We start from the raw sequence: 25,228 nt of genomic DNA, 5'->3' as shown, positions 1-25,228 counted from the left end.
CCACAGACTCGGCGTCCACAGACCCGAGGGTAGCCCCGCGTCCCGTATCGCAGGACGCCAGGGCCTGTTGGGCAACGCTTGTGCATCGACTGCCGACCGGTGTCCGCGGTCCGCCCCACGAGCAGTCCGGAAGCTGTTAGTTTTGCGGTGGCGTTCTGCCGTGGCCAGGTCGTTCTGAAGGCAAGCAAGGTGGTGACATCATGACGCGGGTCGTCGTGGTGGGCGATCTCATGACCGACGCGGTCGCGCGCGCCCGTTATGCCCTCGCCAGGGCGAGCGACACCCCGGCGGTCGTGACCATGCACGGGGGCGGCTCGGGGGCCAACATCGCCTCCTGGCTGGCCGTCGAGGGGGCCGAGGTGGCCTTCATCGGGCGCAGGGGCGCCGACATCACCGGGCGCAACCGCGACATGGAGCTGATGGGCTACGGCGTCGACGCGCGGCTCGTCATGGACCCCGAGCGTCCGACCGGCACCTGCGTCGTGCTCGTCACGCACAAGGGCGAGCGCACGATGCTGTCCGACCCCGGCGCCAACGCCGCGCTGTCCCCGGAGGACCTGCCGCGCGACCTGTTCAACGGCGGCGGCCACCTGCACCTGTCGGGCTACACGCTGATCAACGAGGGTTCCCGTGACGCCGGGCTCGCCGCGCTCGACATGGCCCACCGCTCCGGCATGTCGATCTCGGTCGACTGCGCCTCGTCGGCCCCGCTCGACCGCACCGGGGCCGAGCCGTTCCTGGAGTGGACGAGCGGCGCCAAGCTGCTGTTCGCCAACGCCGACCAGGCCAAGGTGCTGACCGGCCGCGACGACCCCGAGGCGGCGGCCAAGGTGCTGACGGCGTGGTTCCCGCAGGTCGTCATCAAGATGAACGCCGAGGGCGCGCTGTGGTACGGCAACGGCCGCGGCGAGCCGACGCGGGCCCCGGCCGAGCCCGTCGACCGCATCGTCGACGGCACGGGGGCGGGTGACGCGTTCTGCGCGGGATTCCTGCCGTCGTGGCTGGAGGGCAAGCCGCCGGCCGAGTCGCTGGCCGCCGGGTGCCGCCTGGCCGCCAAGGCGATCGTGCACCTGGGCGCGCGCCCGCGGCTCTGACGCGGACGTGGACGGCGCTCACGCCGCCTCGACGCCAGGTGCCGCCGCCGCGCCCACCGGCCCCGTCGTCCGGCGCCGGCGTGGCCGCCACCTCCACCGGCTCCGCGACCGCCTCCACCGCTCCGCGACCACCTCCGCTGCTCCACGACCGCCTTCACCGCCGCACGACCACCTCCTGCGCCGCGAGAACCGCCACGCAGGCAGGACACAGGCAGGGACACTGGCGGTCACCGGCGGGTCACTCGCGGGGACGCGAAGGGACGCGAAGGGACGGTTCAGCGAGCGGGCACCCTGCCGGCGGCGGGCCACAGGGTGGCACGCCCCCTCACTCCTCGTCGGACGGCGACGGCTGTCAGGAGGTCGTGGCCAGGGCCAGGGGCAGGACGGCGGGTGCGCCCGCGTGGCGGATCAGCGCCGCGGCCAGCGTCATCGTCCAGCCGGTGTCGATCCGGTCGTCCACCAGCAGCACCGGGCCGCCGCACTGCGCCACGGCCGCGCCGAGCTCCTTGGGCATGGCGAGCGTCGCCCGGACGGCCTGCACCCGCTTGGCGCTGTTGAACTGCTGCCCGGGCGGCCCCGCCCGGTAGCCCAGCTCGCCGAGGTAGGTCAAGCGCCCCACCTGGGCGAGCCGCTCGGCGAAGCTGCGCACCAGCACCGGCCGGGTCGCCGAAGGGACGTTGACCACGGCGACGGGACGCTCGCCCCACTCCCACGCCGACAGCACCTGGATCACCGCCTTGAACATGTCGTCGGCGATCGGCCCGTCCGCTGCGGCGAACAGCTCGCGCAGCCGGTTGCCCCAGCCGATGTCGGTCAGCCGCCCGAGCGCCCGGCCCGGCTCCGCGCCGAGCTCGGGCTTGATCCGGCCGGACAGGTCGGACAGCCCGGTGGGCCACTGACGGCGCGCCTCGACCGTGACGCCCGGCCGGGTCAGGCTGCGGCGGGCGCTCTCCACGGCGGGCGCGGCGATGTCGGCCGAGCGGTGCCGGCCGGTGCAGTTGTCGCAGCGGCCGCACGGCCGCGCCGCGTCGTCGTCGAGGCGGGCGCGGAGATACTGCTCCCGGCACTCGGTGGTGGTGAGGTAGCCGAGCATGGCCTCCTGCTCGGCGCGCCGCTCGGCGGCGATGCGGGAGTAGCGCTCGGAGTCGTAGGCCCACGGCTCGCCGGTGGCCTGCCAGCCGCCCTTGACGCGGCGCACCGCGCCCTCGACGTCGAGGACCTTGAGCATCATCTCCAGCCGGCTGCGGCTCAGGTCGACCCGCGTCTCCAGCGCCTGGGTGGACAGGGTGCCGTGCTCCTCCAGCGCCTGGAGCGTGGCGCGGACGACCGGCTCCGGCGGGAAGGCCAGGGAGGTGAAGTAGGCCCAGATGTCGCGGTCCTCGGCGCCCGGCAGCAGGATGACCTCGGCTCGTTCGACCCCGCGCCCGGCTCGGCCGACCTGCTGGTAGTAGGCGACGGGCGACTGCGGGGCGCCCACGTGCACGACGAACCCGAGATCGGGCTTGTCGAACCCCATGCCGAGCGCGCTCGTCGCCACCAGCGCCTTGATCTTGTTGTCGAGCAGCGCCTCCTCGGCGGCCAGCCGCTCGGCCGGGTCGCTCTGCCCGGAGTAGGCGACGACCTCGTGGCCCTGCTCGCGCAGGTGGGCGGCGATCTCGTGCGCCGCCGCCACGGTGAGGGTGTAGACGATGCCGGAGCCGGGCAGCTCGTGCAGCGTCTGGGACAGCCACGCCAGCCGCTGCTCGGCCGTCGGCAGGCGGACGACGCCGAGGTGCAGGCTGTCGCGCTCCAGCGGGCCGCGCAGCACGAGTGTGTCGGTGGCGTCGGGATGGCCGGCGGGCGGCTGGAGCTGCTCGGCGACGTCGCGGGTGACACGGGCGTTGGCCGTGGCCGTGGTGGCCAGGACGGGGATGCCGGGCGGCAGCTCCTCGAACAGCGTGGCCAGCCGGCGGTAGTCGGGGCGGAAGTCGTGGCCCCAGTCGGAGATGCAGTGGGCCTCGTCGACGACGACCAGCCCGGCGCTCTCGGCCAGCTCGGGCAGCACGTTGTCGCGGAAGTCGGGGTTGTTGAGCCGCTCGGGGCTGACCAGCAGCACGTCGACCATGCCGTCGGCGACCTGGCCGTAGATCTCCTCCCACGCCTCCGGGTTGGCGGAGTTGATCGTGACGGCGCGGATGCCGGCCCGCTCGGCCGCCGAGATCTGGTTGCGCATGAGCGCCAGCAGCGGCGAGACGATGACGGTGGGGCCCTCACCCAGCTCGCGGAGCAGGGCCGTCGCCACGAAGTAGACGGCTGACTTGCCCCATCCGGTGCGCTGCACCACGAGCACCCGGCGGCGGTCGACCACGAGCGCCCGGATGGCGGCCCACTGGTCGTCGCGCAGCCTGGCGTGGTCTCCGGCGAGCGCCCGCAGCCGCTCCTCGGCCTCTTCGCGGAGCATCGCCACGTCGGGGGCTTCAGTCATGCCCTCCTTGTTACCAGGTTTCCCCGACACTTCGGCACCGGGTAGCCGCGCGCCACCCCGCCACGCCCGGCAGAGCCGACGACTGACTCCTCCCCGAGCTCGCCCCGGCCTTCACCGGGTGGGCCGCCCGGCTGTGAGCTACCGGTCGGCGTGCTCCGGGAACGCGTTGATCGTGACCCGGTGCATCCGCCGGCGCTCGGTGTAGTCGGCGACCGCGTAGTGCTGGGTGGGCCGGTTGTCCCAGAACGCCAGCGTCCCGGGGCGCCAGCGCAGCCGCACCTGATACTCCGGCGAGCGGATGTGGTCGATCAGCAGCGGCAGCAGCGCCTCGTTCTCGCGGTCGGTGAGCCCGACGAGCCGCGTGGTCGAGGAGCGGTTGACGAACAGCGCCTTGCGTCCCGTCTCGGGGTGCACCCGGACGACCGGCCGCTCGATCGGCGGCCAGGCCGCCTGGACCTCCTCCAGGTCGAACGGGTGCCCCTTGGCGATGGCCTTCCTCATCGAGTTGGTGATGTCGTGGACGGCGGTGAGCTCGTCGCACAGCCGCTGGATCGACGGGGAGAGCGTCTCGTACGCGAGGTAGGTGTTGGCCCACAGGGTGTCGCCGCCGACGCTCGGCAGCTGCACGCACCGCAGCAGCGACCCCATGGGCGGCACCGGTTCGAAGGTGTTGTCGCTGTGCCACTCGTCGCCGCCCTCGCCCTTGGGGTCGGTCTGGTCGAGCACGTGGATGGGGGTGGCGGCGTCCTTCTTGAACGCCGGGTGGTTGAGCGTGCCGAAGTTCAGGGCGAACTGCAGGTGCTGCTCGTCGTCGATCGGCTGGTCGCGGAAGAACAGCACCAGGTGTCTCAGCCAGCCCGCCCGCAGGGTCGCGACCTCTTCCTGGGACAGCGGCTTGCGCAGGTCGACACCGGTCACCTCGGCGCCGATGTGCTTGGTCACAGGATGGAACTCGATCATGACGCCTCCGGGGCCGGGAGTTCTCTCTTCCCGGAACGTAACGCCCAAGCAATTGCTTGGTCAAGAGGATCGACCGGCAGTCGAACACGTGTGCCATAAGGAGGCGGGATCCAGTAGCATGCGAGACATCGGCGCCGTGCGCGACGTCGTCATGCGCTCCTCGCCGGGGCCCGTCCTCATGGCCGAGGGGCATCATGGTCATGCCACAGGTAGGTTACGTTGACCTCGCACACGCCGATCTGACGCTTCTCCAGCGAGCCGACGGCTACGGTTACCGCACAGAGCAAAGGAGGATGCGCTTCCCCTCGGCGCCACCCGACGGCCGAGGCAGCCGCGCAGCACAAGATGGCCCGACGCACGACTGCACCCCCGCCCGAGGACTTCGAGGAGCGGATCGTCGACATCGACGTCTCCTCCGAGATGCGCACGAGCTTCCTCGAGTACGCCTACTCGGTGATCTACCAGCGCGCCCTGCCCGACGCGCGCGACGGCCTCAAGCCCGTGCAGCGGCGCATCCTCTACTCGATGAGCGAGATGGGCCTGCGACCCGACCGGGGTCACGTCAAGTCCTCCCGCGTCGTCGGCGACGTCATGGGCAAGCTGCACCCGCACGGCGACAGCGCCATCTACGACGCCCTCGTCCGGCTGGCGCAGCCGTTCTCCATGCGGCTGCCCCTCGTCGACGGCCACGGCAACTTCGGCTCCCCCGACGACCTGCCGGCCGCCATGCGCTACACCGAGGCCAGGCTGGCACCGGCCGCGATGCTCATGGTCGAGTCGCTCGACGAGGACACCGTCGACTTCAAGCCCAACTACGACGGCCAGGAGACCGAGCCCACGGTCATGCCGTCGGCGTTCCCCAATCTCCTGGTCAACGGCACCACCGGCATCGCCGTCGGCATGGCCACCAATATGGCGCCGCACAACCTCACCGAGGTCGTCGCCGCCGCCCGCCACCTGATCAAGAAGCCCGAGGCCACGCTCGACGAGCTCATGCGGTTCGTGCCGGGCCCCGACCTGCCGACCGGCGGCACGATCATCGGCCTGCAGGGCATCCGCGACGCCTACGAGTCCGGGCGCGGCACGTTCCGGATGCGCGCCAAGTGCGTGGTCGAGCAGATCACGCCGCGCCGCAAGGGCATCGTCGTCACCGAGCTGCCCTACAACGTCGGCCCCGAGCGGGTCGTCGCCAAGATCAAGGAGCTGGTCAACTCCAAGAAGCTGCAGGGCATCGCCGACCTCAAGGACCTCACCGACCGGCACAAGGGCCTGCGCCTGGTCATCGAGATCAAGAACGGCTTCATCCCCGAGGCGGTGCTGGAGGAGCTCTACCGGCTGACGCCGATGGAGGAGACGTTCGGCATCAACAACGTGGCGCTCGTCGACGGCGAGCCGCGCACGCTGGGGCTGCGCGAGCTGCTGCGCGTCTACGTCGACCACCGCCTCGAGGTGGTGCGCCGCCGGTCGGAGTTCCGCCGCCGCAAGCGGGAGGAGCGCCTGCACCTCGTCGACGGCCTCATCATCGCGCTGCTCAACATCGACGAGGTCATCCAGGTCATCCGTTCCTCCGACGACTCCGCCGAGGCGCGCACCCGCCTGATGGACGTGTTCGACCTGACCGACATCCAGGCCGCCTACATCCTCGACACGCCGCTGCGCCGGCTGACCCGCTACGACAAGCTGGAGCTCGACCGGGAGAAGCAGCAGCTCACCGACGAGATCGCCGACCTGACCGGCATCCTGTCGTCCGAGACGCGGCTGCGCCAGGTGGTCTCGGGCGAGCTGGCCGACGTGGCCAAGAAGTACGGCACGCCGCGCCGCACGGTGCTGCTGGAGTCGTCCGGCGTCGCCCGCACCGCCACGGTGGAGCTCCAGGTGGCCGACGAGCCGTGCCTCGCCCTCCTGTCGTCCACGGGCCTGCTGGCCCGCACTACCGACGCCTCCCCGCTGGCGGGCGACGGCGACCGATCGGCGCACGACGTGCTCGTCGCCGCGGTGCGCACCAGCGCCCGCGGTGAGGTCGGGGTGGTGACGTCCCTGGGGCGGCTGATCCGGGTCCAGGTGGTCGACCTGCCGATCCTGCCGCCGTCGGCCAACCCGCCGTCGCTGTCGGGGGGGCACCCCGTGTCGGAGTTCGTGGCGCTCGGGCCCGACGAGAAGGTCGTCGGTCTCGGCGGCCTCGACCCCGACGGCCCGGGCCTCGCCCTCGGCACCGCGCAGGGCGTGGTCAAGCGGGTGGTGCCCGACTATCCGCCCAACCGCGACGACTTCGAGGTGATCACCCTCAAGGACGGCGACACGGTGGTGGGCGCGGTCGAGCTGGAGTCCGAGGCGCACGACCTGGTGTTCATCACCTCCGACGCGCAGCTGCTGCGCTACCATGCCGCGCTGGTGCGCCCGCAGGGGCGGCCGGCGGGCGGCATGGCGGGCATCCGGCTCGACGGTGCCGCCCGGGTGATCTGGTTCGGCGCGGTCGACCCGTCGCGGCCCGCGCAGGTGGTGACGGTCGCCGGCTCCTCGACGGCCCTGGCCGGCACCCAGGTGGGCGGCGGCAAGGTGTCCGACTACGCGGAGTTCCCGGCCAAGGGCCGGGCCACGGGCGGGGTGCGCGCCCAGCGGTTCCTCAAGGGCGAGGACGTGCTGCTGCTGGCCTGGGCCGGCCCGGCCCCGGCCAAGGCGGTCTCGGTGGTGGGCAAGCCGGTGCCGCTGCCCGACGAGATCGGCCGTCGTGACGGCTCCGGAGTCCGCCTCACCCACACCATCGGCGCCGTCGGCGGCTCCCTGGCCGCCTCCGGCGCCTCGTCCCAGGACGCCCCCGCCGGCCAGGAGAACGCGGACGGCCAGAGCGGCACCGCGCCGGGCTTCCAGAGCGGGCACGACACGCGAGCCGGCGAGACGCCCACGACCGCCGACGAACCACCGCTGTTCTGACCGCGGCCTCCACGACCGCCGTCGAGCCACGACTGTTCTGACCGCGGCGCCGTCATCCCGGTCACCCGTGAGGTGGCCCCCCTGCCACGGGGGCCACCTCACGCCGGTTCGCCGTCCGGCGGCCCGCAGCACCTGCCACGGCGGCGCAGGCCCGAGGAGCGGACCGCTCCGCCGGCCGTGACCGCGTCCCACCGGGCCTCCGGGGCGGAGCCGAGTATTCGGGGTGACGACAAGCCCTGTCAAGATCAGCCGCGCGGCCCGTCAGGGATCGGGCACTGCCCGCCGCAGGGGGAGATGTTATGAAATGCCCCCGACTCCCGATCTCATCGGAGAGAGCGCTCTCTCCGACCGGGAGGTCCCGTGTTCCGATTAACAGCCCCTCTGGGCGCGGCCGTCGCGCTGCTGGCCTCGCTCCTCGTCGCACCACCCGTCCACGCCACGTTCCAGGCCGATCTCACCATCACCGACTTCGAGGCCGACACCCTGCCGCCAGGCGTGGCCGCGTGGGGCAACGACGGCCCCTCCACCCCGACGCTCACGCTGGGGCCCGACGCCGACCGGCCCGGAGCCCCCGCCGGGAACCGCGTGCTCACGTCCGTCTACGACGTGGCCCAGTGGGGCGGCTGGTCCCACGACCTGGCCGCGCCCCAGGACTGGTCCCCGTACGAGGGGTTCGCGTTCTGGGTCAAGGGCACCGGCTCGGGACAGAAGATCTTCTTCGAGGTGAAGGACGGCGGCACCGGGGCGGGCGCCGCGGAGCTGTTCGAGTCGTCGTTCACCGACGACACCGCGGGCTGGCGGCAGGTGAGGACGCCGTTCGCCGGCTTCGTGCGCCGCGCCGACTACCAGCCGGGCGGCGCGCCGGCCGACGGCACGCTCGACCTGACCGCCATGTGGGGCTACTCGATGCGGTTGCCGGTCGCCTCCGGCATCCTGGTCTGGGACGAGGTGCAGGTCTACGGCACCGCTCCCCCGCGCCCCGTACGGCTGGCCACGGACCGCCCCGTCTACACCACGGGCGAGAAGGCCGAGGTCCGGGTGAGCGTGTCGGTCACCACGGCCACCGGCGCCCCGCTGCCCGCCGACCTGGCCGTCGGCTACCGCACCGGCACCGGCACGGCCACCCCCGGCGAGGACTACGCGCCGGCCGAGGGCACGCTGACGTTCCCGGCGGGCACGGCCTCGGGCTCGGCACGGACGTTCACGGTCAGGACGCTGGGCGACCGCCACGCGGAGACGGCCGAGACGATCCCGATCGAGCTGTCCGGCACGGGCACGCGGCCGCCTGCGGAGCCCCCGGCCGTCGTGATCGACGCGCACGGGCTGCCGTACCTCGACGCGCGCAGGCCGGTCCGGCAGCGCGTCGCCGACCTGCTCGGCCGGATGACCCTCGACGAGAAGGTCGGCCAGATGACGCAGGCCGAGCGCGGCGCGCTCGCCACCCCGAACGACATCGCCACCCACCTGCTCGGCTCCCTGCTGTCGGGCGGCGGCTCCACTCCCACCCCGAACACCCCGGTGGCCTGGGCCGACATGGTCGACGGCTACCAGATGCGCGCCCGCCGGACCAGGCTGCAGATCCCGCTCGTCTACGGCGTGGACGCGGTGCACGGCCACAACAACGTGGTCGGCGCCGCGATCTTCCCGCACAACATCGGTCTCGGCGCCGCCCGCGATCCGGGCCTGGTGGAGCGGGTGGGTGAGGTGACCGCCCGCGAGGTCAAGGCCACGGGCGTCCCGTGGAACTTCTCGCCGTGCCTGTGCGTGTCGCGCGACGACCGCTGGGGCCGCGTCTACGAGTCGTTCAGCGAGGACCCGGCGCTGGTGACCCGGATGGCCGCGATCGTCGACGGGCTGCAGGAGCACGGCGTGCTCGCCACCGCCAAGCACTACGTCGGCGACGGCGGCACGACGTACGGCTCGTCCACGACCGCCGACTACACCATCGACCAGGGCGTCACCGAGGTCGACCGGCAGACGCTGGAGGCGATCCACCTCGCGCCCTTCGCCGAGGCGGTCAGGCGCGGCGTCGGCACGGTGATGCCGTCGTTCTCCAGCGTCGACTTCGGCCAGGGGCCGACCAAGATGCACGCCCACCGCGAGCTGATCACCGACGTGCTCAAGGGCCGGCTCGGCTTCACCGGCTTCGTGATCAGCGACTGGCAGGCCATCGACCAGATCCCCGGCGACTATCCGAGCGACGTGCGCACCGCGGTCAACGCCGGGCTCGACATGATCATGGTCCCGTACGCCTATCCGGAGTTCGTCCGGACGCTCAAGGGCGAGGTGGAGGCCGGACGGGTGCCGATGGCGCGGGTGGACGACGCGGTGGCGCGGATCCTCACGCAGAAGTTCCGGCTGGGCCTGTTTGAACGGCCGTACGCCGACCGGTCGCGCCTCGCCGACGTCGGCTCGCCCGCGCACCGCGAGGTGGCCCGTACGGCGGTGGCCAGGTCGCAGGTGCTGCTGAAGAACGAGGGCGGCCTGCTGCCGTTGCGGCGCGACGCGAAGGTGTACGTGGCCGGGTCGAACGCCGACGACATCGGCAACCAGTCGGGCGGCTGGACGATCACCTGGCAGGGCTCCTCCGGGCCGATCACACCGGGCACCACGATCCTGTCGGCGATCCGCTCACGCGCCGCCGCCGTCACCCACTCGCCGGACGCCTCGGCCCCGCCGGCCGGGCACGACGTGGGCGTGGTGGTCGTCGGGGAGACGCCGTACGCGGAGGGTTTCGGCGACGTCGGCCGGGCGGGGCGCACCCTCGACCTGACGGCCGCCGACCGGACCGCGATCGACCGGGTGTGCGGCGCCATGAAGTGCGTCGTGCTGGTCGTGTCGGGGCGGCCCCTGCACCTGGGCGACCTGTCGCGGGTGCCGGCCGTGGTGGCGTCGTGGCTGCCGGGCACCGAGGGCGCCGGCGTGGCCGACCCGCTGTTCGGGGCCGTGCCGTACACGGGGCGGTTGCCGTTCACCTGGTTCCGCACGCCCGCGCAGGTGCCGATCAACGTGGGCGACACGGCGTACGATCCGCTGTTCCCGTACGGATGGGGTCTGCGGACCGATCCCGGCCGTGACCGCCTCCAGGCGCTCAGGGACCGGCTGGCGCGCGGCGACGCCGCGTCGAAGGCGGCGGCGGTCGCGCTGACGGCCGCGCTGCCGGAACGCAACTGGAGCGCCGGTGGCGCGGTACGCGAGCCGCGGGTGGTGCTCGGGGCGGTCGCGGCGGCGGCGACGCTGCTGGACAGGTCGCGGACGGACACCTTCGCCCAGGGCGACACGCTCGTCTCGGTCGCCAGGGACGTGGCGCAGGCCGCCGGGAAGCGTCCCGACCTGCAGGCCGCAGCCGACCACGAGCTGGCCGCCGGTCACCTCAGGAAGGCGGTGGACCTCCTGACGCGGGCAGCCCGCTGAGGACGCGCGTGCGGACCGGCCCTCCCCGGGCCGGTCCGCACAGGTCCGGCGGCCCGCACGGGTCAGGGGCGGTCCGCACAGGTCCGGCGGCCCGCACAGGTCTGGGGCGGTCCGCACAGGTCAGGGGCGGTCCGCACAGGTGGCGGCCCGCACAGGTGGCGGCCCGCACCGGTCCGGGGCGGCTACCGCCGGCAGAGGCAGAACGGATGACCGGCCGGGTCGAGGAAGACGCGGAACTCGTCGTCCTCGCTCGGCTGGTGTTCGTGCTTGGTCGCGCCGATCTCCAGCGCCGCCTTCTCCGCCTGCTCCATGTCGTCGACCAGCAGGTCGAGGTGGACCTGCTGGGGCCGCTCCGAGCGCGGCCAGACCGGTGGCCGGTAGTCGTCCACCTTCTGGAACGCCAGCTTGGACGAGCCGCCGTCGCTCACCGACACCCAGTCGTCCTCGTCGGACACGGTGCTCCACCCGAGCAACCTGGCGTAGAACCTGCCCAGCTCGCGCGGGTCGGCGCAGTCGAGGACGGTCGAGTGGTATTCCGCGATGCCTTTCACCGGCTGTACCTCCGCATACGGTCTTCCGCGCCGACCGACCACAATGGGAGCATGGCTGCCAACTCGTTCATGGTCCCGCTCGGCACACCCGCGCCCGCCTTCGACCTGACCGCCGTCAACGGCGGCAGCGTCGCGCTCGACGACTTCAAAGGCTCTCCCGCCACGCTGGTGACCTTCCTGTCGAACCACTGTCCGTACGTCCGGCACATCGAGACGGCCCTGGGCGCCCTGGCCACCGGCTACGGCTCCCGGCTGTCGGTCGTCGCCATCTGCAGCAACGACAGCGTCACGTACCCCGACGACGACGCCACACACCTGGCCGAGCAGGTCGCCCGGGCGGGCTTCACCTTCCCGTACCTGCTCGACGAGACGCAGGAGACGGCCAAGGCCTACCGCGCCGCCTGCACGCCCGACTTCTTCCTGTACGACGGGGAGCTGCGGCTGGTCTACCGAGGACAGTTCGACGACTCGCGGCCCGGCAACGACATCCCGGTCACGGGGGCCTCCCTGCGTGCCGCCATCGACGCCGTGCTGGCGGGCGAGCCGGTCAGCGCCGACCAGCGGCCGTCGATCGGCTGCGGCATCAAGTGGAAGCCCGGCAACGCCCCGGCCTGAGGCCCGGCGCCGCTACGCGGAGGCGGTCATGGCGCCGGGCAGCGCGAGCAGCAGCTCGTACGGCTCGGCGCCCTGCCAGTCGCGGATGAGCCGGGCGCCTTCGGGCCCCGGGTCGAAGCCGTCGCCGCCCTGCGGGCCGAAACAGCCCGCCTCCTCGAGCATGAGGATGAGCGCGTCGTCGTCCGCGAGCCCGTCGGCGTAGAGCGCGGCGTCGAGCAGGGCCAGAGCGGTGCGGGCGTTGCGTCCGCCGTCGTTGGACTCCACACGGTCGAGACGGCGCCGGGCCTGGGCGCGGAGATACGCGGCGAGCGATTCGGACCTACTCACGACAACCTTCTTCGATCACGTACACTGGGTGACGCTATCATCACGCATCGTCAGTGCTGATCGTGGGACGTTGGCGAAGTGCCGCCTGTCGCCACCCCGGCAACTTCCACGAAACGGGCATGCGGGAGTATCTCTGCCATGAGTGCGTTCGACGACGTTCTAGCCGCCAACGCGGATTTCGCCAAGGATTTCGCCTACTCCGGCCTCACCGGCCGCGCAGGTCGCGGCCTCGCCGTGGTGACCTGCATGGATTCCCGCATCGACCCCCTCGGCCTGCTCGGCCTGCAATCGGGCGACGCCAAGATCCTGCGCAACGCCGGCGCGCGGGTGACCGACGACGTCCTGCGTACTCTCGTCCTGGCCGTCTACCTGCTGGGCGTGGAGCGGGTGCTGGTCATGCCGCACACCGACTGCGGCATGGCGAAGGTCACCGACGCCGACGTCCACGACCTCACCCAGTTGCGCGGGGTCGACACCCGTAGCCTGGAGTTCCACACGGTGCCCGACCAGGACGCGGCGCTCCGCCACGACCTCACGCGCATCCGTACGAGCCCGTTCCTGCCGAAGGACATGCCGATCGGCGGCGCCATCTACGACGTGCACACGGGCCGGTTGCTGCCGGTGGCGCTCTAGACACCCGCCACCGGCGTCGCGTCGTCGCCCTCAGGGGACGAGGACGACCTTGCCTGTGGTGCGCCTGCTTTCGAGGGCGGCGTGCGCGGCGGCCGCCCTCGACAGCGGGAACGTCTGCACGACGGGCACGAGCCTGCCTTCGGCCGCCGCCGCGAGCGCCCGCACCTCGGACTCCGGACGCTCCTCCGGCCTGCCCAGCAGGTGCAGCAGGGCGTTGACCGCGGTGACGTCGCGGTCGGCCAGCGTCGCGGGGTCGGGCCGGAAGTCCTGCCGGGAGGCGTTGCCGATGGTCAGGTACCGGCCGCCGCGGCCGATGAGCCCGAACGCCTCCCGCGCCCTGTCGCCGCCGACCCCGTCGAGCACCGCCGTGAGCGGGCGGCCGTCCAGCCATTCGGCGACGGCCTTGTCCCAGCCGGGCTGGTCGTAGTCCACGGCGAGGTCCGCGCCGAGCCCGGCCACGGCCGCCACCTTGGCCGGGCCACCCGCCGCGCCGATCACGGTCGCTCCGAGGTTGCGGGCGTCCTGCACGAGCAGCCGCCCGATCCCGCCCGCGGCCGAGGTGACCAGGACGACGTCGGTGGCCGTGAGCCGGGCCACGTCGAGGAACCGCAGCGCCGTGGCCCCGGTGACGATCATGGCGACGGCCGTCTCGTACGGGAGCGCGCCGGGCAGCGGGTGCAGCGACGTCACGTCGGCCACGGCCAGCTCGGCGTACCCTCCGGGCCGGCCGGCCGAGGTCACGACGTCCCGCCCTGTCCAGGACGGGTCCACCTCCTGGCCCACCGCGTCCACCCTGCCCGCCACCTCGCCCCCGAGGATCGACGGCAGTTCGGGCAGCGGCGGCAGGGAGTCCCCGCCCAGGCCCGCCCGCATCATCGTCTCCACCAGGTGCACACCCGCCGCCTTGACGGCGATGCGCACCTCCCCCGGGCCGGGCACGGGGTCGGGGACGGTCTCGTAGTGGAGGTTCTCGGCAGGGCCGAAGGTACGCAGGACGACAGCGTGCATGGGGTGCTCCGGGTTCGACGTCGGTTCGACCCTTCGAGGGTGCTGCCTCAAGCGCCCTTGAGGTCAACCCGTGCCGTGTCCTCGCCCGCCGAGGGTCCACAGGGACACCGCCATGACCGCGGCGACCACGCCGCCGCACACCATGACGGCCGAGACGGACGCCGCGTCGACGACGACCCCGCCGGCGAACGCGCCCAGCGCGAACGTCGCCTGGAACGACGAGGTGAACACGACCGTGGCCGCCTCCGGCGCGTGCGGCGCCGTCCGGGCGAACCACGTCTGCGAGCAGACCGGCACCGCCCCGTAGGCCAGGCCCCACACCAGCAGCAGCGCGAGCGCCCCCACGGCCGCGGTGCCCACGACGGGCAGCAGGAGCGTGGCAGCCGCGATCAGCGCGCCGGCGCCGGCGAACGCGGTCCGCAGGCTGCGCGCGATGACCGCGCCGGCCAGGAAGTTCCCGGCGATCCCGGCGACGCCGTACGCCAGCAGGAACGAGCTGACCGCGGCCGGGCCGACCCGGGTGACCTGCTGCAGGAGAGGGGTGACGTAGGTGTAGGTGCCGAAGTGCGCCAGCACGACGAGGAACGTGGCCAGCAACCCGACGCGCACACCCCGCTCGCGCAGCAGGCCGCGCAGCACGTCGAGGCGGGTGGCCCGGACGGCGGGCAGCGATGGCACCAGCACCAGCAGGGCGGCCAGCACGAGCAGCGACATGACGCCCAGCACGACGAAGGCCGCCCGCCAGCCGGCCAGGTGGCCGATGAAGGTGCCGGCGGGCACGCCGAGCACCGACCCGAGCGGGACCGCGGAGAAGATCAGCGTGGTGGCCGCGCCGACCGAGCGCGGCGGCACCAGGCGGGCGGTCAGCCCCGCCCCGATGGACCAGAACCCGCCGATGACGAGGCCCACGAGCACCCGGGACACCAGCATGACCCCGTAGGCGGGCGCGACGGCCGCCAGCAGGTCGGCCACGGCGAGCACCGCCATGAGGACGCCCAGCATGAGGCGGCGGTCGAGGCGGGCGGTGGTGACGGTGACGACGGGGGCGGCGACGGCGGCGACGATCCCCGGCATGGCCATCGTCAGGCCGGCCGTGCCGTCGGAGACGCCGAAGTCGGCGCCGATGGACGTCAGCAGGCCGATCGGCAGGATCTCGCTGGTGACAATGGTGAAGATGCCCAGGGTCAGCGACACCACGGCCGGCCAGCCGGCGCGTGTGGGACGGGTCATCGTCGTGGGGCTCGGCATGGTTCCTCGTTCGGCGGGTCGGTGGGTAGGCGGGCTCGGGGGTGGCGCGCGTCAGGGAGTGGCGCGCGTCAGTGGGTGGCGCGCGTCAGTGGGTGGCGCGCGTCAGTGGGTGGATGCGCACCAGCCAAGCAGGGCCCCGCCGGAAGGGGCTGGCAGGATTCGGACCGCTGCGTGCGGAGCCCGTAGGGTGTCCCAAGTGGAGAGACACATCGCGTTCAGCCGCCTGCACAACTTTCGCGATCTGGGCGGCTACCTCGCCGGCGACGGCCGGGCGGTGCGGTGGGGGCGGCTCTACCGGTCCGATTCACTGGCCAAGCTGGCGGGCGACGACTGGGACCGCTTTCTCACGCTCGGTGTGCGTAGGGTGATCGACCTGCGCTACCCGTGGGAGATCGCGGCCAAGGGCCGGGTGCCGGAGTGCGCGGGGATGGCGTACATGAACCTGAGCGTCGAGCACCGGCCCTACGACCAGGCGGAGATCGACCCGGACGTCGACCCGTGGCGTCATCTCGCCGACCGGTACGCCGAGGTCGCCGCGGACGGGGCCGGCGAGCTGCGGCAGGCGCTGGAGGTCATCGCCGCCGGCGACGGTCCGCTGGTGTTCCACTGCGCGTCGGGCAAGGACCGCACCGGGATCCTGGCCGCCCTGGTCCTGTCGCTGGCCGGGGTGTCGGAGGAGCAGATCGTCGAGGACTTCGCGCTGACCGAGCTGGCCACGGAACGGCTGGTGGCCGACTGGCGGGCCGCCCATCCGTCGCGGGTGCTGCGCTGGCCCGGGTACGGGCGGGCGCCGGCGGAGGTCATGCGGCTGTTCCTCGCCGACCTGACGTCCCGCCACGGGTCCGTCCGGGGCTACGCGGCGGACGTGCTCGGCGTGGACGACGACCTGCTCCTACGCCTCCGCGCCGGACTCCTCACCGACGGCCCCTCGGCGACCGGCACCGCTGCCTGACAGGCTCAGGCACGCCCCACCGGAGCGAGGCCAGGAACCCCCGTCACCCGGGAGCTACAGCCAGGGAACGCGGCCCGACACCGTCACACGGCAGCCACAGCCCAGGAATGCGGTCCTGCACCGTCACGGGGGAGCCACAGACCGAGGGAACGCAGCCCACAAAGCCAGACCGGGACGCGATCCACAACATCAGACCGGGACACAGCCCACAACGTCAGGCCGCGACGCAGCCCCTCACCGCCGCACAGAGGACACGGCCCGGGGACAGGGGCGCGCCCCTCAGGCACCGCACCCACGCCGAGAGACGCCAGGAGACGACACCGGGACCGCCGTGGCGGACGCCCGCGCCCCGGTGCCGACACGATCACCGCGCCGGGCGACAGGCGTCACGCCTGGAGGCGCTCGTCACGGCATCGTCGTCAGGCGTCGATGTGGTCGCGGTCCACCTCGGCGGCGCTGTTGACGATGAACTCGCGGCGCGGCGCCACTTCGCTGCCCATCAGCAGGCTGAAGATGCTCTCCGCCCCCTCGGCGTCCTCGATGCGCACGCGACGCAGGATGCGGTGACGCGGATCCATGGTGGTCTCGGCCAGCTGGTCGGCGTCCATCTCACCCAGACCCTTGTAGCGCTGCACCGGGTCCTTCCAGCGCTTGCCCCGCCGTTCCAGGTCGCGCAGCACCCGCTGCAGCTCGGCGTCGGAGTAGCAGTAGATGTACTTCTCCTTGCCCCGGCCCGGGTTGGTGAGCTCGATGCGGTGCAGCGGCGGGACGGCGGCGAAGACGCGGCCGGCCTCGACCATGGGCCGCATGTAGCGGTGGAACAGCGTTAAGAGCAGGCACCGGATGTGGGCGCCGTCGACGTCGGCGTCGGCCATGAGGATGACCTTGCCGTAGCGGGCGGCGTCGATGTCGAACGAGCGGCCGGACCCGGCCCCCACCACCTGGATGATGGCGGCGCACTCGGCGTTCTTGAGCATGTCGCTCATCGACGCCTTCTGGACGTTGAGGATCTTGCCGCGGATCGGCAGCAACGCCTGGAACTCCGAGTCGCGGGCCAGCTTGGCCGTGCCGAGCGCCGAGTCACCCTCCACGATGAACAGCTCGCTGCGGTCGACGTCGTCGCTTCGGCAGTCGACGAGCTTGGCCGGCAACGCGGAGTTTTCGAGGGCGCTCTTGCGGCGCTGGTTGTCGCGGTGCTCGCGGGCGGCGATGCGTGCCTTGGCGGCGGCGACGATCTTCTCCAGCACGGCGCGCAGCGGCTGCTTGAAGCCGCGCGGCGGGTTGGCGAACAGCTCCTTGAGCTCGCGGCTGACCACGTGGGAGACGATGCGGGTCGCCGCGGAGGTGCCGAGCACCTCCTTGGTCTGGCCCTCGAACTGCGGCTCGGGCACCCGGACGGTCACCACGGCGGTCAGGCCCTCGTGGATGTCCTCCTTGGTGACCGGGTCGTCGCCGTTCTTGAGCAGGCGGGTCTCGCGCAGCTGCTCGTTGATCGTGCGGACCAGCCCGCGTTCGAAGCCCGTCAGGTGGGTGCCGCCCTTGGGGGTGGAGATGACGTTGACGAACGAGCGGACGGTGGACTCGTAGCCCTTGCCCCAGCGCACCGCCACGTCGACGGTCAGCTCGCGCTGCACCTCGGTGGGGGTCATGTGACCCTGGTCGTCGAGGATGGGCACGGTCTCGTGGAAGTGGCCGACGCCCTGCAGGCGCAGCACGTCGCAGACGGCCTCGTCGCGGGCGAGGAAGTCGGTGAACTCGGAGATGCCGCCGTCGAAGCGGAACTCCTCCGTGACGCGCTCCTCGTGCCTGCTGTCGACGACCACGAGGGTGAGGCCGGGCACCAGGAAGGCGGTCTGGCGCAGCCGGACGTGGATCTCGTCGAGCGACACCTCGGCGTCGGGCAGGAAGATCTGCTTGTCGGCCCAGAAGCGGACACGGGTGCCCGTGACGTCGGCGGCCAGCTTGCCGCCCTCGCGCAGCCCCGACTTCTTGCGGAACTTCGCGGTCGGCCCGTCGCCGTCGAACACGCCGGGAACGCCGCGGCGGAAGCTGATCTCGTGCACCCGCCCGTCGCGGTCGACCTCCACGTCGAGGCGCGCCGACAGGGCGTTGACCACGGAGGCGCCGACGCCGTGCAGGCCGCCGGACGCGCCGTAGGAGCCGCCGCCGAACTTGCCGCCCGCGTGGAGCTTGGTGTAGACGAGCTCGACACCGGCCAGACCGCTCTTGGGCTCGACGTCGACCGGGATGCCCCGGCCGTTGTCGCGCACCTCGATGGACCCGTCGGCGTACAGCTCGACCTCGATGCGGTCGCAGTGGCCCGCCAGCGCCTCGTCGACGCCGTTGTCCACGATCTCCCAGAGGCAGTGCATGAGCCCGCGGCTGTCGGTGGACCCGATGTACATGCCGGGCCGCTTGCGGACCGCTTCGAGGCCCTCAAGCACCGACAGGTGACGAGCCGTGTAACCCGCCTCGACTAGCGTCACTCCAGCTCCTCTGGTCTAGCATCGAACACCAGTGCGTAGCTTACCGTTCTTCCCCTGCGCGCGCGTACAAGCTTGCCATGCCGTCACGTTTGCCGTTACCGGGCGGCTGTCCGTCATTACTTTCGGACACATTCCGCTCTCGGCGTAGCGAGGGGGCGGTTGGGAACGTCCACGTCCGGTTAGATGTTGTTCCAAGTGACTGACGCCAGATCCTCGCTTCGGCGGGGGTGACCCGAAAGGCGATACGTGACTGGAGCTCTCGCCCCCGTTAAGCCGCTGACGGCCCTCGACCGCTGCGACCGTTGCGGCGCCCAGGCCTACATTCGCGCGACCCTGCCCGTGGGTGGGGAGCTGCTGTTCTGCGCCCACCACGGGCGTCAGCACATCGCGGCACTGCGCGAAAAGGGCGCCGACATCCTGGACGAGTCGGCTCGGCTCAGCGAAACCCCTTCCATTGCCCGCAACGACGAGCGCTGACACCGCGCTGGTCGTGATGAGATAACCACATATCGCACAAGCGTCGAACGGCGGTCGCGGCATGCCCGTGACCGCCGTTCAGCATTCCCACCCACCTTCGACATTCCGCCCGCCCGGGTTCGGCTCCGCCGCGCGTTCGGCTCTCGTCCCGGACTCGGCTCTCGTCCCGTGTTCGGCTCTCGTCCCGCGTTCTCGTCCCGCGTTCGGCCTTCCCGCCCGAGGGGCCGAGACGCGGCCGGCCGGGTCAGCGGATCCGGTAGTGGTAGCCGCCCCGGATCTCGAAGCCCTCACTCCTGTACAACGCCTGCGCGGCCACGTTGGACGTGGTGGTGACGAGGTAGGCCGAGCGGGTCCCGCCTTGACGCACGAGAGCGCGCAGAACGCTGCGGGCCAGCCCGCGGCGGCGCGCCCGCGGCAGGGTCGCCATGCAGTAGACGCCCAGGGTGTCCCCCTGCGGCACACCGCGCCCCACCGCCAGTGGCACGCCGTCCTCCTCCACGGCGGCGTACCAGGCGGGCACGCCGGTGCAGATGCGCTCGGCCTCCTCCAGCCCGCTGCCGTAGCGGCCGTCCACGGACCACCACGCCCGCAGCCACGCGGGCCACGGACGGTCCTCGACGCGCACCTCGTGCTCGGGCTCCGGCGACCCGCCGGGGCCCGTCATGACGACGGTGGGGTCGACGAGAGCGTATCCCCTGGCCTCCAGCGCGGCGTCCAGCTCCGGGGCGGCCCCCACCGCGAACACGCAGCGCCGGCCTCGGGAGGCGTAGAAGTCCTCGGCGACGCCGATGGCCGCGTCCAGGTCGGCGGGGACGTCCAGCGCGAGGACCGAGTTGGCCCGCTTGGTGACCCCGCCCGCGTACCGGAGGATCCAGCCGCCGTGCCGCCGCTGCTCGTACGCGGGCCAGGCCTCGTGGACGAGGAGGTCGACGTTCACCCACAGGAGCCTAGCCACCCCGCTCCGTCGCGCGGGGAGCGGGCCGCGCGGACGGGAGGCCGTGGCCGACGCGGCGGGCTGGCCTGGGACAATGGGGCCGTGCTGATTCTGTTGCCGCCGTCCGAGGGCAAGGCGTCCGAAGGCGGTGGCCCTCCCCTGGGCGATCTCTCCTTCCCGGCGCTCGACCGGCCGCGCAAGCGGGTGCGCACCGCGCTCGCCAAAGCGTCCCGGCGGCGTGACGCCCTGGAGGTGCTGGGGCTGAGCCCGGGCCTGGCCGGCGAGCTCGCCAAAAACCTGGTGCTCCAGACGGCCGCCACGCTGCCCGCGGCCGAGCTTTACACCGGCGTCCTGTACGACAACCTCGGCCTCGGCACCCTGGACGGCGAGGCCAGGCGGCGGGCCGAGGAGTCGGTGCTGGTCTTCTCGGGGCTGTGGGGCGTGCTGCGGATCACCGACCGCGTGCCGCCGTACCGGCTGTCCATGGGCGTCAACCTGCCTCCGCTCGGCGGGCTGGCCGCCTTCTGGCGCCCGCTGGTGACGAAGCAGCTCGATCCGCTCCCGGGGCTGGTGGTCGACCTGCGGTCGGCCACGTACGCGGGGGCCTGGCAGCCGGGCGACCGGTCGGTGGCGGTACGGGTGTTCAAGGACGGCAAGGTGGTCAGCCACATGGCCAAGGCCACCCGCGGCCAGGTCGCCAGAGCGCTCCTGGAGTCCGGCGCCGACCCCGCCTCCCCCGCCGAGCTGGCCAAGACCCTGGACGCGCTGGGCTACGTCGTAGACCTGTCGGCCCCTGCCCGGCCCACCCGCCCGTGGACGCTCGACATCCGCCTGTGAGCACCGTCCCGCCCCGGACGACGCCCTGACGGCCCGGACAGCACCACCTGCCCGGCTCTCCCGGTGAGCTTTCCGATCAAGCGGGCATGCCCTCGGGCCCGCGGCCGCCACGCCGGCCCCGGCGTGCTGTCCGGGCCCGCCGTCCACCAGCTTCAGGGCGGCAAGGGCGTGGGGAGGATCGGGAACGCGAGAGCCCCGCGCTGCGCGGCAGGGCGGGGCTCGGGCGTCGTGCGGGACGGTCAGTCGAGGTAGTCGCGCAGCACCTGGGACCGGGACGGGTGGCGCAGCTTGGACATCGTCTTCGACTCGATCTGCCGGATGCGCTCACGCGTCACCCCGTAGACCTTGCCGATCTCGTCGAGCGTCTTGGGCTGCCCGTCGGTGAGGCCGAACCGCATCGACACGACGCCCGCCTCGCGCTCCGACAGCGTGTCGAGAACGGAGTGCAGCTGCTCCTGCAGCAACGTGAAGCTGACGGCGTCGGCCGGGACGATGGCCTCGGAGTCCTCGATGAGGTCGCCGAACTCGCTGTCGCCCTCCTCGCCGAGGGGGGTGTGCAGCGAGATGGGCTCGCGACCGTACTTCTGGACCTCGACGACCTTCTCGGGCGTCATGTCCAGCTCGCGGGCCAGCTCCTCGGGCGTGGGCTCGCGGCCGAGGTCCTGCAGCATCTGCCGCTGAACCCGGGCCAGCTTGTTGATCACTTCGACCATGTGGACCGGGATGCGGATGGTCCGCGCCTGGTCGGCCATGGCGCGGGTGATCGCCTGCCGGATCCACCACGTGGCGTAGGTGGAGAACTTGTAGCCCTTGGTGTAGTCGAACTTCTCGACCGCGCGGATCAGGCCGAGGTTGCCCTCCTGGATCAGGTCCAGGAACAGCATGCCGCGGCCGGTGTAGCGCTTGGCCAGCGAGACCACCAGACGGAGGTTGGCCTCCAGGAGGTGGTTCTTGGCGCGGCGGCCGTCCTCGGCGATCCACTCCAGCTCGGCGCGGACGTCGACCGGCAGGCTCTCGGCCTCGGGGCTGCCGAGCTGCTCCTCGGCGAACAGGCCCGCCTCGATGCGCTTGGCCAGCTCGACCTCCTGCTCGGCGTTGAGCAGGGGAACCTTGCCGATCTGCTTGAGGTAGTCCTTGACCGGGTCGGCGGTGGCACCGGCGGCGGCGACCTGCGCGACCGGGGCGTCATCGTCGTCGTCGGACAGGATGAGGACCTCGTCCTCGCTCTTCTGGGTCGCGACGGTGGCGGCCACGTCGGCGGCCTTGGGCTCGTCGTCGGAGTCGGAGTCGTCGTCGGACTCCGACTCGGCCTCGGCGACGATCTCGTCGTCGTCGATGGCGATGTCCTCGAGGTCCTCCAGCTCCACGTCACCGTCGAGCTCGATGTCCTCGTCGTCGTCCACGCCGTCGACGGGCTTCGGCTTGGTCTCGGCAGGCCCAGCGGCTTCGGGCTTGGCCTTCTTGGCGGGCGGCGCCGCCTTCTTGGCCGCCGGGGCGGCCTTCTTGGCGGGGACCGGCTTCTTGGCAGCGGGCTCGGCCTCGGCGGTGCCCACGACCGCGGTCACGGTCTCGGGCTTCTGCTCCTTGGCGGCCGCTGCGGCCTTGGTCTTGACGGGGGCGGCAGTGCGGCGCTTTGCTGGACCACGAGACTTCTTCGGCGCAGCCGAATCCGCGGCGGTCACCACCACGGTCACGCCCTCTTTGCTGAGGTTCCGCAAGAACGCGGCGGCGTGCGACATGGGGATGTCCGCCTCCTCGAAGGCCTGGCGGACATCCTCGGACTCGAGGAAACCCTGCGAGCGCCCACGCTCGAGCAGTCGCTGAATGACGGGCTCGTTCAGCTCTTGTGGCTTCGAGCGAGTCGAACTTGCAGGCGACACGAACACCTCTCGAACGAACGCGTGGCGACAATGGACCCAGATGCCCGCTGGGGGGCTGATGCCTCTCTCGGAGATCGGTGAGGCCGTGCGGACCGCGACGGACCTGCCCAGCATTGTGGCACGACCTCGCGCTCCATACGGCCACCTCCCGGCGGTTGACCTCCACCCTAGGCCGACCCAGACAGTAGTGCGTACGTAAGCGCGCCACTGATACCCGAAAGCAACCCTTATGACTGTTTCATTCAGTCACTCTTCGTGGCGGGCGGCACGTGAATGGCCAGGGCGGTAACGTCATCATCTTGTTCATATCCCGACAACATCCGGTCAACCAGGAAGTCCAGCAGCATGTGCGGACTTCTCACGACCTCGGGCGGCGCTTCGGTCACAACACTGCAAATCTCCGCGAGTCCCGCGTCCAGGCCGCGCTTGCGGTTCTCCACCAGACCGTCGGAGTAGAGCACCGCGGTGTGGCCGGGCGGCACCACGAACCTGAACTGCCGGCGGCTGGTCGGCCAGCCCAGCGGCGTGCCGGGCTGCGCGTCGCACAGCACGGCCGTGCCCTGAGGTGAGACGAGCACGGGCGGCGGGTGACCGGCGAGCGCGAGCGTGCCCTCGCCGGTGACGGGCTCGACGACCATGTAGGCCAGGGTGGTGACCTGCTCTTCTTCCTCCGTGGCGTCGAAGACCCGGTCGAGACCGGTCAGCACGGCCGCGGGCGGCGGGTTGGTCAGGGCCAGCGCCCGCATGGCGTTGCGGATGCGGCCCATGCCCGCAGCGGCCTTGACGCCCTTGCCCATGACGTCGCCGACGACGGCCGCGACCCGGCCGTCCTGCAGCACGAAGGCGTCGTACCAGTCGCCGCCGACCTGCACGTGACGGCTGCCGGAGCGGAAGCGCTGAGCCAGCTCCAAGCCCTTGATCACCGGCAGGCGGTCGGGCAGCAGGCTGCGCTGCAGCGTCTCGGCGGTGCGGTGCTCGCGCTCGAACAGCGTCGCCCGCTCGACGGCGAGCGCGCACTGCCCGGCCAGCGCCTCCAGGAAGACGCCGTCCTCCTGGGAGATCTTCTGCGGCCGGGTGAACGAGAAGCGCAGCGCGCCGAGGGCCCGGCCCGCGGCCAGCAGCGGCAGGCCCACCCAGGCGCGCTCGTCGCTGTTGCTGAGGTAGTTGGCGAGCACCCGCTCGTCGCCGCCCGCCTCCAGCAGCTGCGACTTCAGGCTCTCGGGCGACTCGGCGAACACCGGCCGCCGGCTGTTGACGGCCATGGTCATCACGCTGGAGTGGGAGAGCGGGATCTCCTCGCCGGTCGTGCCGGACGCCTCGGGGACGCCCTCGCCGTTGACCAGCTTGAGCGCGGCCCGGTCGGTGTCGAGCAGCGCGACCGCCGAACGGTCGGCGGCCAGCGCGGTGCGGCCCACGTCGATGATGACCTGCACCACCTGCTCGACCGTGAGGGCCTCGGCCAGCATCGCGGTGGCGCCCTGCAGGCGGGCCGTGCGCAGGGCCGCGGCGCCGAGCTGGTCGGTCAGCCTGCCGCGCATCTCCTCGGCCTCGCGCTGCGGCGTGACGTCGGTGTTGGCGCCCACCCACTCGACCACCCGGCCGTGCCGGATGATGGGCACGGCGCGCACCTCGAAGTGGCGGTAGCCGCTGGCGCGGGTGCGCACCCGGTAGTTCCACTCGAACATGGTGCGGCCGCGCAGCGCCTCCTTCCAGGCCTCCTCGGTCTGCTGGCGCTCCTCCGGGTGCACCACGTCGAGCCAGCCGTGCGCGAGGTACTCCTCCAGGCCCTGGCCGGTGATGGCGCGCCACTGCGGCGCGTCCTCGACCACGGTGCCGGTGGGCGAGGTGATCCAGACCAGCTGCGACTGCGCCTCGACCAGCGAGCGGTAGCGCTCCTCGCTGCGGCGCAGGTCCTCCTCGGTCTGGCGGCTCTCGGTCACGTCCATGCCGATGAGCGCCACGGCCCGCAGCTCGCCCGCGTCGTCGTGGACCGGCGAGAACGACAGCGACCAGTGGCGGGTCTCGCCCTCGGGCGTGCGCACCCGTACCCGGCTCTCGGTGACCGGCGCGTCGCTCTCGACGACGCCCTGCACCGCGTGGGTGACGACCTGCGCCAGGTCGGCCGCGAGGGCCTCGGCCGGGGCGCGGCCGGCCAGCCGGTCGGCGGGCACGCCGACGACGTCGCTGAACACGTCGTTGGCCCGCTGGAGGCGGCCGTCGGGCTCGAGGAAGGCGAAGGCGAACTGCGCCTCGGAAAGCAGGCCCTTGAACAGGGCGGAGTCTGAGATGTCCACATCCGACTCCCGGGGACGGGGAACGGAGGTCTCGGCGCTCATGCTCGGCACCTCCGTCGCGTGCCAGGGTCTCCCACGCGGCACATCTCCATAACTGTGTATCGGCGTAGCGCGGCTCCGGGC

18 protein-coding genes are annotated in these 25,228 nt (G+C 72.3%); 8 read left to right on the top strand and 10 right to left on the bottom strand.

Going from position 1 to position 25,228, the window contains the following annotated elements:
• The first annotated feature begins 200 nt into the window (after positions 1-200).
• Complete coding sequence (locus CXR44_RS24580) at positions 201-1,094, top strand: carbohydrate kinase family protein (protein ID WP_101788485.1); 894 nt, start codon at positions 201-203, stop codon at positions 1,092-1,094.
• Positions 1,095-1,446: 352 nt separating this feature from the next.
• On the opposite strand, the gene CXR44_RS24575 is transcribed toward CXR44_RS24580, so the two are convergent.
• Both CXR44_RS24575 and CXR44_RS24570 read right to left on the bottom strand, forming a co-directional pair.
• Positions 1,447-3,558 carry a RecQ family ATP-dependent DNA helicase gene (locus tag CXR44_RS24575; RefSeq protein ID WP_245899380.1) on the bottom strand — a complete coding sequence of 704 codons (2,112 nt, stop codon included), beginning with the start codon at positions 3,556-3,558 and terminating at the stop codon, positions 1,447-1,449.
• A 138-nt stretch (positions 3,559-3,696) separates the two neighbouring features.
• Entirely contained in the window at positions 3,697-4,518 is an 822-nt protein-coding gene (locus CXR44_RS24570) for a TauD/TfdA dioxygenase family protein (protein WP_101788484.1), read from the bottom strand.
• A 345-nt stretch (positions 4,519-4,863) separates the two neighbouring features.
• On the opposite strand from CXR44_RS24570, the gene CXR44_RS24565 reads away from it, so the two are divergent.
• Together CXR44_RS24565 and CXR44_RS24560 are read left to right on the top strand one after the other, a co-directional pair.
• Positions 4,864-7,449 (top strand): DNA gyrase/topoisomerase IV subunit A, encoded by a 2,586-nt coding sequence (locus CXR44_RS24565; RefSeq protein WP_245899379.1) that lies wholly within the window; start codon positions 4,864-4,866, stop codon positions 7,447-7,449.
• Positions 7,450-7,809: 360 nt separating this feature from the next.
• Positions 7,810-10,863, top strand: coding sequence for a glycoside hydrolase family 3 N-terminal domain-containing protein (locus tag CXR44_RS24560; RefSeq protein ID WP_101788483.1), 3,054 nt, complete (start codon positions 7,810-7,812; stop codon positions 10,861-10,863).
• 182 nt (positions 10,864-11,045) lie between these two features.
• Here the strand turns inward: CXR44_RS24560 and CXR44_RS24555 are convergent, their stop codons facing one another.
• Entirely contained in the window at positions 11,046-11,414 is a 369-nt protein-coding gene (locus CXR44_RS24555) for a VOC family protein (protein WP_101788482.1), read from the bottom strand.
• A gap of 51 nt (positions 11,415-11,465) precedes the next feature.
• On the opposite strand from CXR44_RS24555, the gene CXR44_RS24550 reads away from it, so the two are divergent.
• Positions 11,466-12,029: a thioredoxin family protein gene (locus CXR44_RS24550; RefSeq protein WP_101788481.1), complete on the top strand. Its 564-nt coding sequence runs from the start codon at positions 11,466-11,468 to the stop codon at positions 12,027-12,029.
• Positions 12,030-12,041: 12 nt separating this feature from the next.
• Here CXR44_RS24550 and CXR44_RS24545 read toward each other — a convergent pair whose 3' ends face one another.
• Complete coding sequence (locus tag CXR44_RS24545; protein WP_101788480.1) at positions 12,042-12,356, bottom strand: hypothetical protein; 315 nt, start codon at positions 12,354-12,356, stop codon at positions 12,042-12,044.
• Positions 12,357-12,494: 138 nt separating this feature from the next.
• On the opposite strand from CXR44_RS24545, the gene CXR44_RS24540 reads away from it, so the two are divergent.
• Positions 12,495-12,989, top strand: coding sequence for a beta-class carbonic anhydrase (locus tag CXR44_RS24540; RefSeq protein WP_101788479.1), 495 nt, complete (start codon positions 12,495-12,497; stop codon positions 12,987-12,989).
• Between the two features lie 30 nt (positions 12,990-13,019).
• On the opposite strand, the gene CXR44_RS24535 is transcribed toward CXR44_RS24540, so the two are convergent.
• Both CXR44_RS24535 and CXR44_RS24530 read right to left on the bottom strand, forming a co-directional pair.
• The gene (locus tag CXR44_RS24535; RefSeq protein ID WP_101788478.1) at positions 13,020-13,997 is read right to left on the bottom strand and encodes a zinc-binding dehydrogenase; all 978 of its coding nucleotides are present in this window, start codon (positions 13,995-13,997) and stop codon (positions 13,020-13,022) included.
• A gap of 63 nt (positions 13,998-14,060) precedes the next feature.
• Complete coding sequence (locus CXR44_RS24530; protein ID WP_101788477.1) at positions 14,061-15,245, bottom strand: MFS transporter; 1,185 nt, start codon at positions 15,243-15,245, stop codon at positions 14,061-14,063.
• Between the two features lie 196 nt (positions 15,246-15,441).
• On the opposite strand from CXR44_RS24530, the gene CXR44_RS24525 reads away from it, so the two are divergent.
• On the top strand, positions 15,442-16,197 hold the full coding sequence (locus CXR44_RS24525) for a tyrosine-protein phosphatase (RefSeq protein WP_101788476.1): 756 nt from the start codon (positions 15,442-15,444) through the stop codon (positions 16,195-16,197).
• A gap of 419 nt (positions 16,198-16,616) precedes the next feature.
• Here the strand turns inward: CXR44_RS24525 and CXR44_RS24520 are convergent, their stop codons facing one another.
• Positions 16,617-18,683 carry a DNA gyrase/topoisomerase IV subunit B gene (locus CXR44_RS24520; RefSeq protein WP_101788475.1) on the bottom strand — a complete coding sequence of 689 codons (2,067 nt, stop codon included), beginning with the start codon at positions 18,681-18,683 and terminating at the stop codon, positions 16,617-16,619.
• A gap of 246 nt (positions 18,684-18,929) precedes the next feature.
• Here CXR44_RS24520 and CXR44_RS24515 point away from each other — a divergent pair, with 246 nt between their 5' ends.
• Complete coding sequence (locus CXR44_RS24515) at positions 18,930-19,160, top strand: DUF7455 domain-containing protein (RefSeq protein ID WP_101788474.1); 231 nt, start codon at positions 18,930-18,932, stop codon at positions 19,158-19,160.
• Between the two features lie 244 nt (positions 19,161-19,404).
• Here CXR44_RS24515 and CXR44_RS24510 read toward each other — a convergent pair whose 3' ends face one another.
• A complete protein-coding gene (locus CXR44_RS24510; protein WP_101788473.1) occupies positions 19,405-20,097 on the bottom strand; it encodes a GNAT family N-acetyltransferase in 693 nt (230 codons plus the stop codon).
• A gap of 99 nt (positions 20,098-20,196) precedes the next feature.
• Between CXR44_RS24510 and CXR44_RS24505 the strand changes: the two genes are divergently transcribed.
• On the top strand, positions 20,197-20,931 hold the full coding sequence (locus tag CXR44_RS24505; protein ID WP_101788472.1) for a YaaA family protein: 735 nt from the start codon (positions 20,197-20,199) through the stop codon (positions 20,929-20,931).
• Positions 20,932-21,170: 239 nt separating this feature from the next.
• Here the strand turns inward: CXR44_RS24505 and CXR44_RS24500 are convergent, their stop codons facing one another.
• On the bottom strand, positions 21,171-22,811 hold the full coding sequence (locus tag CXR44_RS24500; RefSeq protein ID WP_180903682.1) for an RNA polymerase sigma factor: 1,641 nt from the start codon (positions 22,809-22,811) through the stop codon (positions 21,171-21,173).
• A 242-nt stretch (positions 22,812-23,053) separates the two neighbouring features.
• Entirely contained in the window at positions 23,054-25,147 is a 2,094-nt protein-coding gene (locus CXR44_RS24495; RefSeq protein ID WP_101788470.1) for a SpoIIE family protein phosphatase, read from the bottom strand.
• Positions 25,148-25,228: the final 81 nt, after the last annotated feature.

The organism is Nonomuraea indica, from assembly GCF_002850745.1.
Lineage (GTDB): Bacteria > Actinomycetota > Actinomycetes > Streptosporangiales > Streptosporangiaceae > Nonomuraea > Nonomuraea indica.
Note: the sequence above shows the minus strand (reverse complement) of the source record. Positions and strands in the feature narration are given on the sequence as shown.

Coding starts and splice junctions, on each gene's coding strand:
- CXR44_RS24580 (WP_101788485.1), top strand. CDS start 201: ATGACGCGGGTCGTCGTGGTGGGCGATCTCATGACCGACGCGGTCGCG.
- CXR44_RS24570 (WP_101788484.1), bottom strand. CDS start 4,518: ATGATCGAGTTCCATCCTGTGACCAAGCACATCGGCGCCGAGGTGACC.
- CXR44_RS24550 (WP_101788481.1), top strand. CDS start 11,466: ATGGCTGCCAACTCGTTCATGGTCCCGCTCGGCACACCCGCGCCCGCC.
- CXR44_RS24540 (WP_101788479.1), top strand. CDS start 12,495: ATGAGTGCGTTCGACGACGTTCTAGCCGCCAACGCGGATTTCGCCAAG.
- CXR44_RS24530 (WP_101788477.1), bottom strand. CDS start 15,245: ATGCCGAGCCCCACGACGATGACCCGTCCCACACGCGCCGGCTGGCCG.
- CXR44_RS24535 (WP_101788478.1), bottom strand. CDS start 13,997: ATGCACGCTGTCGTCCTGCGTACCTTCGGCCCTGCCGAGAACCTCCAC.
- CXR44_RS24565 (WP_245899379.1), top strand. CDS start 4,864: ATGGCCCGACGCACGACTGCACCCCCGCCCGAGGACTTCGAGGAGCGG.
- CXR44_RS24495 (WP_101788470.1), bottom strand. CDS start 25,147: ATGAGCGCCGAGACCTCCGTTCCCCGTCCCCGGGAGTCGGATGTGGAC.
- CXR44_RS24575 (WP_245899380.1), bottom strand. CDS start 3,558: ATGACTGAAGCCCCCGACGTGGCGATGCTCCGCGAAGAGGCCGAGGAG.